Here is a 15,140-nt window from a genome sequence, read left to right as displayed (position 1 = left end):
AGTCTAGTTAGGACAAGAAAATAAAAACAATGCTTGCTCCGATTGCCACAAGATTAGTTAGCATTTGCTGTTAGGGTCATTTCTTTGACTTCTCCGAGTTTGCCTAATGGTTGAGCCGGTTTTTCATTAACCGAAATTTTGACCGCTCCAGCATTACCCGCTTTGATATTAAAAGCTTTGTTCGCTGTCCAAGTTTTTTGTTCTCCGGCTTCAAGAGTACCCCGATAACCCAGTTGACCATCAACAAAAATTTCTAGCCAAGAGCGTTCTTCTAGTTTTACTGTAACCGATAAGGGAGTGGCAGAAGGCACGGGAGAGGGACTCGGTTGAGCCACTGGTTGGACGGGAACGGGAGAAGGGGAAGCAGGAGGAGGGGGAACAACAACAGCAGGAGAAGGATTAACCACACTAGGGGCTGTTTTCGGTGTCGTGGTTTGAGTTGATGGTTGGGGACGTAAGAAATAATAGCCTAGACCAGCGAGGAAAATTGCCCCTAAACCCAATAAAACATAAGGAAGTGTCTTAGAAGATAAAAAAGATGTTGGAAGGCTTTGAACTGGCTTAGAATGTTCCTGTGATGCCACAACTTTAGGTGTAACAGCTACCGTTTTTGGCTCTTGTACCGTTTTTGGTGCTGGTGGTGTTTCGATAACTTCAGGTTCAGGAACGTCCGAGATACGATTGGCTAAGGCTTGTCCATCAATTTTCAAAATTTCTCCATAGCGACGGATAAATCCTTTGACATAGACTAATTCTGGTAATAGCTCAAGATTCGCTGTTTCTAACGCTTGCAACAAAGGTAAGCGAATCATGGTTATCGCCGCAATGTCTTCTAAAGATAAAGTGTTTTCTAATCGTTTTGAGCGAAGATAGGCCCCGATGCTTTTAAATTGTTCAGCTTGGGCGGAACTCAGCTTAAGCATAGTTGGCTCCAAGATATTTTTATTTGTTTTTGCTTTATATCTTAATCCGTTAATGCTTCTAAAGGGTGAGTCAAATTAAAAAAATTTCTGTTATCAGTCAATTGGTACAGAGCCGATGACTGATAACAAAGGAATAATTAAGAGTGAGTGACTTTTTCGATCGCTTGTTCTAAAAGATTGACGGCTAAATCGATTTCTGATTCTGAGACAATAAGAGGAGGAACAAAGCGTAAGACTTTTGGTCCTGCTGGAGCGAATAATAAACCGAATTCTAAGGCTGCTTTGACGATATCTGGTGAGGTTAAAGAAACTTCTTCATGGATCTCCATTCCGTTGATTAATCCCCAACCGCGTACCTCTTTGAATAAAGTCGGGTATTTTTGTGCGATCGCTCTTAAACGAGTGCGTAATTGTTCGCCACGATCATGTACATTTTCTAAAAGATGGTCTTTTTCAATGGTTTGTAGCACTGTTAAACCTGCGGCACAAACAAAGGGATTTCCGCCAAATGTACTTGCATGATTACCAGGTTCAAAAACATCACAGAATTTCTTACACATCATGGCACCGATGGGGATACCACCTGCTAACCCTTTTGCTGAGGTAAAGATGTCGGGTTCAACGCCTAAATTCTCATAACCCCAAAGTTTGCCCGTTCGGCCGACTCCGACTTGTACTTCATCGAATACTAATAAAATATTATTTTGGTCGCAAATTTGGCGCAGTCTATGGAAATATTCTACATCACCCGGACGCACGCCGCCTTCACCTTGAAGGGGTTCTAGCATAATGGCAGCAACACGACGGTTTCCTTCATCGAGATCAGCGATCGCATTTTCCACCGCTTCGATATCATTGTAAGGAATATAAGCAAAGCCTGGAACCAAAGGCGCGAAGTCTTTTTGATATTTTGGTTGTCCTGTTGCGGTGACGGTAGCAAGAGTCCGACCATGAAAACTGGCTTTAGCGGTTAAAATAACGGGTTGTTCGAGGAAATCTAAAACCGTATGAGCGTATTTACGAACTAATTTTATTGCTGCTTCGTTCGCTTCTGCACCTGAGTTACAGAAAAAAACCCGATCAGCACAGGAATGCTCGACAATCCATTTAGCTAGGTCGCCTTGTTCGGGAATATAAAATAAATTAGAGACGTGGTGAAGTTGTTGGATTTGCTGACTCACCACATCGATTAAAGCGGGGTGAGCATGACCTAGAGTACAAGTGGCAATTCCTGCGACGAAATCAAGATATTCTTTGCCTTCGGTATCCCATAAACGACAGCCTTGACCTTTGGTAATGGCGATCGGAAATCGGCTGTAAGTGTTCATTACATAGGTATCAAAAGTTTCTGTTAATGATGCACTATTAAGGCTTTTTGTCAAGGATGGATTTTCTAAAAGAGTTTCTGGACTCACGACTAGCTCCTAATCAATTTAAGAATATGGAAATTGTAATCAAACTTTACGAATAAATTCTGTTCATTTAAAGTCAATCGATGCTTTTATATTAATCTAACTTTGCGGTAGATGAAGAACTCGCGGTTAGACCCTGTTTTTAGCTAAACTACATTATGTTAGCAAATTCACCTTGATATTATGAGCGTAGTTAGTCAAGTCATTCTCAAAGCCGACGACGATCTGCGATATCCAAGTAGTGGAGAACTACAAGGTATCCAGAAATTTTTACAAACGGGCGCAAGACGGATTCGTATTGCTGAAGTTTTCGCCGAAAATGACAAAAAGATTGTAGATGAAGCCCAAAAGCAGTTATTCCGCAAACGTCCCGACTATCGGGCCCCTGGTGGTAACGCTTATGGTCAGCGTCAATACAATCAATGTCTTAGAGACTATAGCTGGTATCTACGCTTAGTCACTTATGGCATTCTCGCAGGCGATAAAGGCCCGATCGAGCAAAGTGGCTTAATTGGCGCGAAAGAAATGTACAATTCTCTCAATGTGCCTGTAACGGGAATGATTGAAGCAATTCGCTGTCTTAAAGATGCGGCTCTTTCTCAATTGAGTAAAGAAGATGCTGATGAAGCTGGCCCTTACTTTGACTACATCATTCAAACCATGTCATAAGTGACATTAATGCTCAAAAGTCTGAAGTCTGAAAAGGGGTGAAGCAAAATCTCTTTCAGAATTCAGGCTTTGCTCTTTAAAAGGAGGCTAAATCTTATGCTTTTTTACAAAAATAAACCGATTTGGCGTTTGATAATTTTGTTACTCCTTATGCCAGCTATTTATAGTGTTTTTGGCTGGACTATTGCTCAAGAAAGTGATTCTTGGAATCGTTGGCTCATCGACGGACGACTACTCGAAAAGTTTAATATTTTTCTCGATGAAAGGATCGCTCACAAGTTACTTTATGGACTTTCTTTACTCCTTATTTTAACTCTAACCCTCGGTTTAACGATTTTTGATCGATCGCTTTTAGGTTTACTCGGCAGTTGCTTTAAGTCGGATATCACAGCCATTATAGCTGTTCTAATCTGGTCTTTAGCTTTGGCTTTGATTATTTGTTTTTTTAATTACTTTGCTGAATTCTTGCTTTTGCTGAATGCTGCTATTTTAGGTCGTTTAGAACTCCAAGAAGCAGGTTATAATAATTGGCAGGTTTGTACGATCTTGACAGCAATTTGTGTTTGTAGTTTTGCAATTGGATTATTGGGGTTCGATTGGTGGAGATATACAATGTCTATAACTCAATTTAGTTTGATCTTGAATTATATTAAAATTTATTAAAAATATCTAAATTCTTTATGGCTGATCAAAAAAAACCAAATTATCTGCAAAAAGTCTTAATTATTGCTTCTGGTCTCGCTTTTTTAAGTTTAATGATTATTCCTCTAGCGGGTTTATTCGGTAAGTCTCCTGAAGCAGTTCAACCTAATAATAATCCTAATGCACCAGCCAATCTAGATCTTAAACAATTACAAGCCGAATCTCAAGGATATGAGCAAGTTTTAAAACGAGAACCTGATAATTTAAGAGCTTTGCAAGGTGTCATCGATACTAAGATGAAATTGGGTGATTATCAAGGCGCAATTCCTCATTTAGAAAAATTATCTCAAATGTATCCCGATAATCCCCAAGTTTTACAAGCTTTAGCACAAGCTTACGCGATGTCAAATAATGTTACTGGGGTGACAAAAGTTAAAGAACAGTTAGAAAAAAATCTCGCCAAAAATCCTGATGATCCTCGTCTTTTACAAGCTGTAGCACAAATGCGAATTGTGACGAATGATTTAGCAGGGGCGATAGAAATTATGGAAAAATTAGCTAAAATTTATCCCCAAGATGAAAAATTAAAACAAGCGATCGTTATGCTAAAACAAGAGCAAAATAAACAACTCTCACCCGATATGCTTCAACCTATTCCTACACCTAGTAAGTAAGATGATGGATGATTATTCTATTTTTCGAGCAATTCTTTTACAACTTTAATTAGAGTATCATCCTGAAAACTTTCTTTAGTTAAATAATAATCCGCACCCGCTTCTAATCCTTGTAAACGATCTTCTTCTCGATCTTTATAGGAAATAATAATCACAGGTGTTTCTTTAAACAGGGGATGATTTTTGATTTGTTGAACTAACTTAATTCCATTCATTCTCGGCATATCTACATCACTAATAATTAAGTCATATTTTCCACAAATAATCATATTCCATGCTTCTATTCCATCAACCGCTAAATCAACTTGATAGCCATAATTTTGCAAAAGTTTTTTCTCGGTTTCTCGAACAGTAATCGAATCATCAACAACTAATATTTTGAAAGTTAGTTGTGTCCATGATAGTTCGGGTTCATAGTTAGCTTGTGCTAAATAACTGGTTGTGAGAATTTTATCAACAGAATGAATAATATCTAAAACATCTAAAATCAAAACAGGTGAACCGTCTTCTAATAAAGCGGCTGCACTAATATCTTGAACTTTTCCTAAACGATGATCGAGAGGTCTGATTACTAAATTTTTTTCCCCTAAAAATCGATCTACTATTAAACCATAACAATTGTGTTGATCACTCACAATAACTATAGAAAAAGAATCTGAGGAAAACTTAGAGGGCGGTAATTCTAAAACTTGATCGGCTCGTACTAAACCGATATTTTTCCCATTTAAAGTAAAATATTGTTTATTTTCAGCATAAAATATCTCATTCATATTCACTCTAACCGCTTGCTCAATTCGAGTTAGAGGAAACGCATAAGCTTCGCCCGAAATTTCTACTAATAGTGTTCGGATCACAGATAAAGTTAAAGGAAGTTGAAAATGAAAACTCATTCCTTTATCTGTTTTAGAAATCGCTTGAATATTTCCGCCAACTTCTTCTACCATCGTTTTCGCAATATTTAAACCTACACCACGCCCAGAAATTTCGGTCACTTCATTAGCGGTAGTAAACCCTGGTAAAAAAATAAATTCTATTAATTCTGTTTCAAATAATTGTTGAGCCATTTCTGGGGTGACTAATTTTTTTTCTAATATACGGTTTTTTAGCTGATTTAAGTCAATTCCAGCACCATCATCAGATACATTAATTGATAACATTCCAAAACGATGAGCCGCTTCTAGACGAATAATTCCCTCAATAGTTTTGCCTTTTTGAATTCTGATATCTGGTGCTTCAATACCGTGAGCAATTGAATTTCTTAAAAGATGAGTTAGAGGAACTTCTAATTTAGCTAAAATATCTCGATCAACTGGGGTACTTTTTCCGATAATTTCTAATTTAACTGATTTATTTAATTGTTTAGCAATATCTCGAACCATTCGCGGAAATCCTTGTATTCCGTCAGCAAATGGGCGCATATGAGAGTTAATTACTTCTCGATAAAGACGATCTGATAAATTAATAGAACGATAGGTAAATTGTTCTAATGTATTTAGGCGATCGTTTAAAATTTCTCGACATTCTCGCTCTTTTTGTTTAATAATTTTTAAATAATTTTCTGTTTCTTTATTTAAAGCACATTTAATCAATAAAGTATATTGTAAATTTTCTAATAATTTAGATAATTCTAGTTGGCTTTTTTTTAGAGTCATTAAAGAATCAGTAAAAGGCCCCAAAGCTGTTGCTTCAACTAATGCTTCTCCTGCTAAACCCATCAGACGATTTAGGTTATCTGAACTGACTCTAATATAACGATCTTTTTCTGGTGCTGCTTGATTTGTAAAAATCTCTGAAGTTTTAAATGTTGAAATTTGAGAATTTAAAAATGTACTATTTTCTAAATTACTTAATTCTTCTGATTGTTGATAAATATATAAATCACCTTGTGTTGGGGATTCCGATTCTAAATCTTCTTCTTCATCGGGAAAAACATCATCTAAATTTAACGGTTTTTGTTCGTTATTTTCGGAAAAGTTCTCGTTATTTTTTTCTGTTATTAACGGCGTTAATAGTTCATTTACTTGATTTTCTAATAAATGGCTAATGTTACTCTTGATTTGATCAAAATTATCTTGATTTTTAGTGATCCATAATTTTAAATTTTCTTCTTGATTAATTTTTTGTAATAAATCCACGCCTTCTAATATTTGATCGATATGTTGTGTTTGCGGAATAATATTTTGAGAAATGGTTGCTGAGAAATAATCTTCCATTAAATGAGCTAATTTTACAACTTCATCAATTTCTACGATTCTGGCGGCTCCTTTAATCGAGTGAGCAGCCCTCATTAAAGATTCTAGTAAAGGGATTATTTCTGAAGTGGAATATAATTGATTTTTTTTCAGATAATTTTCTAAATTTAATAAGTTATCATTTAATATTTCTGTTTGGTTATCCAATTCAATATTAAATAATTCTAGCATCGAAAAATTAGTTAAATTCAAGTTATTTTCTGACATATTTTTTGTATTTGTAATTTTATCAAACTTGACTAAGGACGTGAGAAAGTATAAAACAACAACTCATAAAACAGCATTTCTGAATCAACAAAATTAATTTTTTTATCCTCTAATTGAATAATTTTTTGGGTATAAGTATCAGGAGTTTTTGTAATTACTGTGGGTACATTTGAAAGATCATCAGTTTTTAAGCGTTGTACACTATAAATTTCATCAACAATAAAAACCCATCTATTATCTTGGATTTCTGTAACTACCATGCGTTGATAAGTTTTTGGACTGGCATTATTTTTAGAAAGTGATGAATTTTTCCATGCAACAGGTTTAAGCTGTAAAAGATTACTCAAAGAAACACAGATTAAAATTTCTCCTCTAATATTAACAACACCTAATAAAATATCATTACTACGATGGGGTAATGTATGAACCGTACATAGTGAAGTAACTTCTTTAATTACGCCAATTGGTAAAGCAAACCATTCTGTTTCTAAGCGAAAAATGAGAACGCAAGATAAATCTAACTTATGCTCAATTTTTTGACTAAAAGTTGTTGTTTCTGTATATTTTTTGGCTCGTTTGGGTAAAGGTTGAGACACTAAATGTGTCCATTCTTCAATATACCCGACTGGCGATTCCCGATGTAGTAAAGTACGACCCGCAGCCGCATAAACTGAACAATTACGACAGTGAATTACTTCTGGTAATAGCGAACAAGAACTATCACCCGAAACACCAATTTTATTCCAGCAATCTTCGATATTTTTTTCCATAAATTTAGGTTGATGCTGTTGTTTATATATCTTCAAGCTTGCACTTTAAAAACAGAAATTTCGGATTGAAGAACTCTAACTGCATCATCTAATTTTTCTAAAACATGATTGGTATCATGTAATGAATAAGCTGTATGTTCTGATCCTTCGCTCAATTTTTCCATCGCTTCTCGAATATGTTGTGCGCTATGTGCTTGTTCTTCCATGCGTTTACTAACTACTTCAAAACGAGGTGTAATACTTTGTACTTGTTCAATAACTTGGGCAACTTGTCGGCTAATATGTCCAACATCATCTACAGTATTTGTAACTTCTTTATTAAATTTATCCATTTCCATAACCCCCGTAGACACCGCAGATTGCATTTCTTTAACCATTTGTTCAATTTCTAAAGTTGCCACAGCAGTTTGATCGGCTAAACGGCGAATTTCGCGGGCAACAACGGCAAATCCTGCGCCATATTCTCCCGCTTTTTCGGCTTCAATTGCGGCATTTAAGGATAAAAGATTGGTTTGATCGGCAACTTTTGTAATGGTTAAAACTACGCTATTAATATTATGTGCTTTTTCGCTCATAATCCCAAGTTTAGAAGCGATCGATGTTGTTGCATCCAACAATTGACGCATATTTTTTTCCATGCGGACTAAATCATTTTGTCCTTGACTTGCTGAGTGAGCGGTACTTTGGGCTGATTGGGCTACTTGTTCCATTGTTTTAACTAATTCTTCAGAGGTATTAGCGATGTCTTGAGCAGTCGCAGTGACTTGATTTGTTGAGGCAATTTGTTCGGTTAAAGTGGTTTCAAGTTGTTTTCTAGATGCGGCCATTTGTGTTGATGAGCTAGTAATCTGTGTGCCTGATTGTTGAACTTTAGAAATTAATGAATTGAGATTCTCGATCATTGTTTTTAAAGCTGCGAGTAATTGTCCAATTTCATCATCGGCAGTTACTTCGACTTGTGTAATTAAATTTCCTGCTGAGACTTTTTCGGCGATTTCTACGGCTTGACCTAAAGATTTTGTAATATTGCGGGTAATCAAAAAGCCTAAAATGAGGTTGATAATAATACCAACAATAAAAATAATGGAAACAATTGTTACGACATTTTGAGGGTTACGTTGAGCGAGTAAAGCCGAATTTTTCGAGAGTTGTAATACTTCTTGATAAACGTTTGTATTTTGACTCTGGAGTTGATCTATTTGTTGACGATGTTGAGCAATAATTTTTTGTAATTCCGTCGAGTTGGGTTGACGAGATAAACTAAATCCGTTTTCTACGATCGTATTGTATTCTCTCAAATCATGTTGGTATTTACTCAGTTGATCTTCAATATCTTGTAGAATGGCTTCATTTTCCGTCGCTTGCTTTCTGATCTCTGCATAAGGATTAGACATTCCTAACCAAGTGATAAAAGCTCCTAACCCCATAACGGCAGCCGAAAAAATCAGTAAGCTGAGGAGTTTGGATTCAATGGTCATTGAGCGGCGCATTTTCATAATAGATTAACCTAATTGGAATTTTAATAAGCACTTTTCTAGTTTTAGTTTTCCCAATTTGCTCTCTTATTTTTGACTTGCGCCTTCAAGAAGCCAGTTTTGTTCGGGTTCGGGGAATAATGATTCTACTGTGAGCAGTTGTATGGTTTCCTGTTCTTCTCTAATGAGTTTTCCCCATGACTTATAAGTACTATTATTCGTATCATTCCAAGTTAGGTTTGTTTGTAAAGTATCTGTAACTTTTTCGGCCATGAGTCCCAGATATTGAACACAATTTGTACTGGTTGGATAGTTCACAATAATGATGCGAGTACTCAAACATGAGAGACTAGGTTTATTTTGAATCAGTTGGCATAAATCGACGACTGGGACAAATTTTTCTCGATAGTTGAATAATCCTGCCACGTAGTCGGGGACTTGATAAAGTTGTCTTAGATTGACCCTTGGGATGATTTCTACAACTTGGGAGCTATCGAGTCCATAAATCTCATTACCCAGATAAAATAATAGTAATAACATGTTAGTTCCTGATAACGATCGCTTCTAAGATCAGTTTTCCCAAAAAAAGTCTGATTTTTTATGGATTGTTTTTAAATAAGTTCTGATTCTTTATGGAATTCAACTTAATAACAATGTAGTAATCCATAACAGAACGTTCATGAACTCCCTTAGAGCTACTTCATGTCTAACTCATCTGTTCCCCAAAAATTATCAGAGGAATTACTAGAAATGATTCTTCAAACTGAAGATTTAATTGATTCTTTGTATCCAACTACACCAAACACGGAGTTTGATTGGACAGATCTCGACGAAACAGCATCATTATTTGATGATTTGCCAGAAGACGAATTATCAAATCAAGCGGAACAATTTTTCGGAGATTTACACCAGCGTTGGCAAACGATCGATGCTCAAAATGTAGAAGCTTTTTTCATAAAGAAGTATACATCTTTGTTGCCGTCTGAATGGCTAGAAACTTTGTTAGAGCGTGCTAAATGCTTGCTATTATCCGAACCGATGGAATCTTTAGAACGTCTAATTATTTGCGTTAAACCCCTTTTAGCAAGTTGGTCTGATGAAGATTTACAGGTTTTTGCACGTCCTTTTGTCTGGTCAATGCGGGGATTTCAGGATCTTAAAGAAATTACCTGGGAAGAGCGATCCCAAATCGATAAGGGTAGATTAACTATGGCGATCGCTCAAGAAATTTTAATACAATTAGAAAATCAAGCCGTCAGGGAATAACTATCATTGTTCGTTTACTTCATGTTAGCTCTTGTATCTTGTACTGCTGCCCAAAAAAATAGCCCCGTCAAGGGAATAGAAGCAACAAGAATTATGCTTGTGATCGTTGAGCCAAGATCGGGAGATCCTGACGATAACTCGAATATACTACCGACGGCCGCGATCGCAGCTACACAAGAGCCCATTAACAATACACCACTTTTCGGGGTCACTTTGGATTACTCCTCTTTGGCGAGATGATTAAGCAACGGGTTTAACTGCATTTACAGAAAAACCGTGTTTTTGTAATTCTGCGGTTAAAGCGAGGTCATTGTCTACTCGATCAACAAACATTACCCCATTGAGGTGATCCATTTCGTGTTGGATAACACGGGCTAATAAATTATTAGCTTGAATTTTGCGGGGTCGTCCTTGTTCGTCTTTGAAACTAACTTCGATCGCTTCGGGACGAATTACATCTAAATAAACCCCTGGAATACTTAAACAACCTTCTTCGCCTTTACACAGGGTTTTACTGTAACCGCTAATAACGGGATTAATCAAAACTAGAGGAAGTTTAGCGGGCTCATCTGGTTCACAATCAATCACAATCAATTGTTTATTAACGCCTACTTGTGGGGCTGCTAAACCAATTCCATTAGAACTATACATGGTTTGCAGCATTTCTTTAACTAATTTTCGGACACTATCATCGACTTTCGCAATCCGTTTCGCGGGCTGACGTAAAACGCGATCGCCCAAATAATGAAGCTTTAGAGGAGGGTTTTCTAATTTTTGTTTTTCGACTGCAATCAAAGAAGTCATGAACTTAGTTTCAGTATACTTACTGTCCATCTTAACAGATTTTAACAGGAAACCATAAGCCTTTGTCTGCCGCTCAAAACCCTTCAGTTTATTGAGTTTTCTTTCTTTTATCAAGCTCAAAATAGTTGTTCTGCTCCACAACTGACACTAATCAGCCAAAAAATAATATTTTTAGCCTCTTGCTTTTATTCTCTATGTGTGCAATGATTCAATCGGTATATAAAACATATTGTCTATCAACTTAGTGTACTTTAAAGCGGAGATTTACTATGACTATGAAACAATACAAGTTACAAACCCTAACCCAATCATTAAAACCGCTTACATTTGCAGTCTTAGCAGGGGTCGGATTTAGCATTCTTCCTGTGTTAGCCTCGTCCAAGTTATCATCTGAGCAATTAATAGCGCAAAAGCCAAAAACAGTCGAACTGACTCTCGTGTCTTATGCTGTTACTCAAGCCGCTTACTCAAAAATCATTCCCCAATTTGCGGCTAAATGGAAAAAAGAGCATAATCAAGAAGTCGTGTTTCGTCAGAGTTTTGGTGGTTCAGGTTCCCAGACACGGGCTGTCATTGATGGACTAGAAGCGGATGTTGTCGCTTTAGCCTTAGCCTTAGATGTAGAAAAAATTGAAAAAGCAGGTTTAATTAAACCAGGTTGGGAAAAAGAAGCCCCGAATAATGCGATCGTAACTCGTTCGGTTGCAGCGATCGTAACTCGTCAAGGCAACCCGAAAAAAATCAACACTTGGTCTGATCTCGTCAAACCAGGGGTACAAGTAATTACCGCTAACCCGAAAACCTCTGGGGGGGCGCGTTGGAATTTCTTAGCCTTATGGGGATCAGTCACCCAAACTGGAGGAAATGAACAAAAAGCCCGTCAATTTGTCACTCAGGTCTATAAAAATGTTCCCGTATTGCCAAAAGATGCACGAGAAGCGAGTGATGTTTTTTTTAAACAAGGCCAAGGCGATGTTTTAATTAACTATGAAAATGAAGTGATTTTAGCGAAACAAAAAGGCGAAGGCAATTTCTCATATACAATTCCTGCTGTTAATGTTTCCATTGATGCACCTGTAGCCGTTGTTGATAAAAATGTAGATAAACATAAAACGCGACCGGTTGCCGAGGCCTTTGTAAAATTTCTTTATACGCCAGAAGCACAGCGAGAATTTGCTAAAGTAGGTTTTCGTCCCGTTAATACGACTGTTTCTAAAGAAGTATCGAGTAAGTTTCCTAAAGTCAATAAACTCTCAACCGTTCAAACATTTGGCGGATGGGACACTATTCAAAAGAAATTTTTTAATGATGGTACTATTTTTGACCAAATACAAAGTACCTCTCGTTAGTTACCATAAATCAATGAGGGTTTGCTTAAGCTAAAAAGCCCCGTTAAGATTAATGTTCTATCACCAACGTTTACAAGCTTTTTCTCAGGATTATTTAAATGAGTTGCAAGGGCAGATTTTATCTTGTCCTTATTTTGCTGTCAATAATCTAAATCGTGACTTTGTGGAAACGAAAGGTTTTTCTGTGGTGTTTCGGCGATCGCATTTTCCAACTGTCGTACAACGTTTCCCCTATTTTAGTTCCTATTTAGAGCAAGCGTTACAGAATGATTGTAATGCTTTCTATCTTAATCCCCTGCTCCTAAAAACAGGCTCACGGGTTGATCCTCACATCGATCGCTCTTTACGTTCCTATTGTAAAACTATTGAGCCGCCTGCTGTTGTCAGTGTTCTTTATATTCAAGTTCCAACTGACTTAAAGGGTGGAGAATTGGTCTTACGAAATCATAAACGTCAGATTGGTCAAATTCGCCCTCAAATTAATACTCTGTTATTTTTCCAAGGGGATCTCACCCACTCCGTCAACCCAGTCAGTAGCACTGGTATCCGCTTAAGTTTAGTATGTGAACAATACAATTTAGAGGAAAGCCAACTCAGAGACATTCCTGAATTTAAGATAGAATCAAGAGCGATTAAGATGGATAAAAATAATCAGCGATCGTTAACCAAATTAAAGCGATAATTTTTATCAACATTGCCTCCGATAGAGCATCAAAGCCCATAAATCTGATAAGCTTCAAACTGTAAACTTATTAACTGCACAAATTTTTCTTGATTTTAGAAAAGCTCGGTATTTATTGGTTAGCATTTTTCGGGATTATTATTGTCCGCTACTTTCTTATTGCTGGTGGTTCCTATTGGTTTTTCTATTCTAATTTAGGAAAGCCTTTCATTAAGCGGAATTTACGTTCTTTTCCTCCTCGATGGAAGTCCATAAAACAGGATGCGGAACTGGCGTTGTTTTCTGCGGTGTTTTTCGCTCTGTGCGCCGCGTTTATTATCTCGGCTTACGATTCAGGGTTAACGCGCTTATACTCTGTTTTAGACCAATATGGACTCTGGTACTTAGGGTTTAGCTTTGTTGTAGTTCTCATTCTCCAAGATGGATATTTTTACTTGCTCCATCGAGGCTTTCATCACCCACGACTCTTTAAATGGCTACATCATGGACATCATCGCTCTGGTGATCCGACTCCTTGGACATCTTTTGCTTTCGATTTACCAGAAGCTATTTTACAAGGGCTTTTCTTTGTTGGGATCGTTTTTCTGATGCCACTTCATTTTATAACTTTAATTGCTTTACTGATGACGATGACAGTCTGGGCTGTAGTGACACATCTCGGTTTTGATCCTTTTCCTCCCTCGTTTTTCCGTCATTGGTTTGGTAAATGCTTAATTGGGCCAACGCATCATTCAATACATCATCGTAAGTATCGGGTACACTACGGGCTTTATTTCACGTTTTGGGATAAGTTACTAGGTACTCACGATCCCAATTATGAAAAAGAGTTTTTAGAGTAAGTGTAAAATTTTTCAACGAGCTTATTGCAAAGTTATTCGGGTGCAAAGTACAATAAGTATATCTAGATACTGTTCTTTATACCATCAATCTAAGAATTCTTTGAAACAAGAGCAAAGATTAATTAGACAACAAAGAAACTATACTAAACAAATGTTGTTTTAGATACAAAATTGGAACTCAATCAGTACATTCTTTTAGAACTTCCCTCCAAGGTTGAATACGCGATCCTAGCATTGCTTGAAATGGCTTGCCCAGTCAATTTAGAAAAGCCGATAACCGTTAATGAAATAATCGCCAAGCAACCGATACCTGAACGTTATTTAGAACAAATTTTAGCCAGTTTGCGTCGAGGTGGCTTACTTAAAAGTCAGCGTGGCTCGAAAGGAGGCTACATTTTAGCTCGTCATCCTAGTCAAATTACGCTGTTAGAAATTGTCTCTATTATTGAAGGCGATCGTCAAGTTAAAGACGATTTAAATTTACCTACCATAGAAATGAAACTAATTCGAGATAGTTGGGAAGAAGCAAACCTAGCGGCACAATCGATTTTAGAAAAATGTACGTTGCAAGATTTATATCAAAGGAAAGCCACGTATCTACAACAAGGTTTGATGTACTATATTTGAAATGTTGCTTTGACGACAAAAAATACCGCTAGATTTGCCCATTATTCTACATGGCGGCGGGAGGTTGTGGAGGTTTATCCATTCTGGTTCGACGTTGTTCCATAAGTTGGTCTAACTGTTGACGTTGCGTAATCGTTAAAACATCTCTAATATCTAGCATACTTTCAAAACGTAAATTATCGAGTTCTTGGCGTAAATCTCCTACTTGGGCGTGTTTGGCGCGAATGTCGTTACGAGAAGCATTACTCGCCATCAGTTTTTGTAATTCTTGTTGAGTGCTACGAATTTTACTAGATGTTTGCTCCATTCTGTCACGATATTTTAGGCGAATGGATGAAATTTGCTGTTTTTGCGGTTCAGTTAAATTAAGTTGTTCAAAAACATCAGTATGTCTTCTAGATCTTTGGGGACTTCCTCCAGCTTGAGCATATTTTTGTGTTAAAAGTGAATTGGACTCAAATTGAGGATAAGCGACAACTGACGAACTTCCGACAACCAATGTTAGCATTGATAAACTTGCAATGATTGAATGTTTAAACATGAGCATAA

17 protein-coding genes are annotated in these 15,140 nt (G+C 37.0%); 8 read left to right on the top strand and 9 right to left on the bottom strand.

Features of this window, described 5'->3' with window-relative positions:
* Positions 1-53: 53 nt before the first annotated feature.
* Both C7H19_RS17145 and C7H19_RS17140 read right to left on the bottom strand, forming a co-directional pair.
* Entirely contained in the window at positions 54-923 is an 870-nt protein-coding gene (locus tag C7H19_RS17145) for a helix-turn-helix domain-containing protein (RefSeq protein WP_245927593.1), read from the bottom strand.
* 137 nt (positions 924-1,060) lie between these two features.
* Complete coding sequence (locus C7H19_RS17140) at positions 1,061-2,338, bottom strand: aspartate aminotransferase family protein (protein ID WP_106458146.1); 1,278 nt, start codon at positions 2,336-2,338, stop codon at positions 1,061-1,063.
* Positions 2,339-2,518: 180 nt separating this feature from the next.
* On the opposite strand from C7H19_RS17140, the gene C7H19_RS17135 reads away from it, so the two are divergent.
* From C7H19_RS17135 to C7H19_RS17125, 3 genes are all read left to right on the top strand, one after another.
* The gene (locus tag C7H19_RS17135) at positions 2,519-3,004 is read left to right on the top strand and encodes an allophycocyanin subunit alpha-B (RefSeq protein ID WP_106458145.1); all 486 of its coding nucleotides are present in this window, start codon (positions 2,519-2,521) and stop codon (positions 3,002-3,004) included.
* A 96-nt stretch (positions 3,005-3,100) separates the two neighbouring features.
* Complete coding sequence (locus C7H19_RS17130; protein ID WP_106458144.1) at positions 3,101-3,667, top strand: hypothetical protein; 567 nt, start codon at positions 3,101-3,103, stop codon at positions 3,665-3,667.
* Between the two features lie 17 nt (positions 3,668-3,684).
* Entirely contained in the window at positions 3,685-4,320 is a 636-nt protein-coding gene (locus C7H19_RS17125; RefSeq protein ID WP_106458143.1) for a tetratricopeptide repeat protein, read from the top strand.
* A gap of 17 nt (positions 4,321-4,337) precedes the next feature.
* Here the strand turns inward: C7H19_RS17125 and C7H19_RS17120 are convergent, their stop codons facing one another.
* The 4 genes from C7H19_RS17120 to C7H19_RS17105 all read right to left on the bottom strand — a co-directional run bounded on the left by C7H19_RS17120 (position 4,338) and on the right by C7H19_RS17105 (position 9,564).
* Complete coding sequence (locus C7H19_RS17120) at positions 4,338-6,779, bottom strand: hybrid sensor histidine kinase/response regulator (protein ID WP_106458142.1); 2,442 nt, start codon at positions 6,777-6,779, stop codon at positions 4,338-4,340.
* A gap of 32 nt (positions 6,780-6,811) precedes the next feature.
* Positions 6,812-7,549, bottom strand: a complete 738-nt coding sequence (locus C7H19_RS17115; RefSeq protein ID WP_106458141.1) for a chemotaxis protein CheW — start codon at positions 7,547-7,549, stop codon at positions 6,812-6,814.
* Between the two features lie 32 nt (positions 7,550-7,581).
* On the bottom strand, positions 7,582-9,027 hold the full coding sequence (locus C7H19_RS17110; protein WP_245927591.1) for a methyl-accepting chemotaxis protein: 1,446 nt from the start codon (positions 9,025-9,027) through the stop codon (positions 7,582-7,584).
* A gap of 84 nt (positions 9,028-9,111) precedes the next feature.
* Positions 9,112-9,564 (bottom strand): chemotaxis protein CheW, encoded by a 453-nt coding sequence (locus C7H19_RS17105; RefSeq protein WP_106458139.1) that lies wholly within the window; start codon positions 9,562-9,564, stop codon positions 9,112-9,114.
* Between the two features lie 162 nt (positions 9,565-9,726).
* Between C7H19_RS17105 and C7H19_RS17100 the strand changes: the two genes are divergently transcribed.
* Positions 9,727-10,290: a hypothetical protein gene (locus tag C7H19_RS17100; RefSeq protein WP_106458138.1), complete on the top strand. Its 564-nt coding sequence runs from the start codon at positions 9,727-9,729 to the stop codon at positions 10,288-10,290.
* 14 nt (positions 10,291-10,304) lie between these two features.
* On the opposite strand, the gene C7H19_RS26485 is transcribed toward C7H19_RS17100, so the two are convergent.
* On the bottom strand, positions 10,305-10,502 hold the full coding sequence (locus C7H19_RS26485) for a hypothetical protein (protein WP_106458137.1): 198 nt from the start codon (positions 10,500-10,502) through the stop codon (positions 10,305-10,307).
* Between the two features lie 28 nt (positions 10,503-10,530).
* Positions 10,531-11,094, bottom strand: a complete 564-nt coding sequence (gene def, locus C7H19_RS17090; protein WP_106458136.1) for a peptide deformylase — start codon at positions 11,092-11,094, stop codon at positions 10,531-10,533.
* A gap of 275 nt (positions 11,095-11,369) precedes the next feature.
* On the opposite strand from def, the gene C7H19_RS17085 reads away from it, so the two are divergent.
* From C7H19_RS17085 to C7H19_RS17070, 4 genes are all read left to right on the top strand, one after another.
* Positions 11,370-12,443 carry a sulfate ABC transporter substrate-binding protein gene (locus C7H19_RS17085; protein WP_219907674.1) on the top strand — a complete coding sequence of 358 codons (1,074 nt, stop codon included), beginning with the start codon at positions 11,370-11,372 and terminating at the stop codon, positions 12,441-12,443.
* Between the two features lie 52 nt (positions 12,444-12,495).
* Complete coding sequence (locus C7H19_RS17080) at positions 12,496-13,125, top strand: 2OG-Fe(II) oxygenase (protein ID WP_106458134.1); 630 nt, start codon at positions 12,496-12,498, stop codon at positions 13,123-13,125.
* Positions 13,126-13,214: 89 nt separating this feature from the next.
* Positions 13,215-13,964 carry a sterol desaturase family protein gene (locus tag C7H19_RS17075; protein ID WP_219907673.1) on the top strand — a complete coding sequence of 250 codons (750 nt, stop codon included), beginning with the start codon at positions 13,215-13,217 and terminating at the stop codon, positions 13,962-13,964.
* A 171-nt stretch (positions 13,965-14,135) separates the two neighbouring features.
* Entirely contained in the window at positions 14,136-14,591 is a 456-nt protein-coding gene (locus tag C7H19_RS17070; protein WP_106458132.1) for an RrF2 family transcriptional regulator, read from the top strand.
* Positions 14,592-14,637: 46 nt separating this feature from the next.
* Here C7H19_RS17070 and C7H19_RS17065 read toward each other — a convergent pair whose 3' ends face one another.
* On the bottom strand, positions 14,638-15,132 hold the full coding sequence (locus C7H19_RS17065; protein ID WP_181280648.1) for a Spy/CpxP family protein refolding chaperone: 495 nt from the start codon (positions 15,130-15,132) through the stop codon (positions 14,638-14,640).
* Between the last annotated feature and the right edge of the window lie 8 nt (positions 15,133-15,140).

The organism is Aphanothece hegewaldii CCALA 016 (assembly GCF_003007785.1).
GTDB classification, from domain to species: Bacteria; Cyanobacteriota; Cyanobacteriia; order Cyanobacteriales; family Microcystaceae; genus Chroococcus; species Chroococcus hegewaldii.
This window is presented reverse-complemented; position numbering and strand designations above follow the sequence as displayed.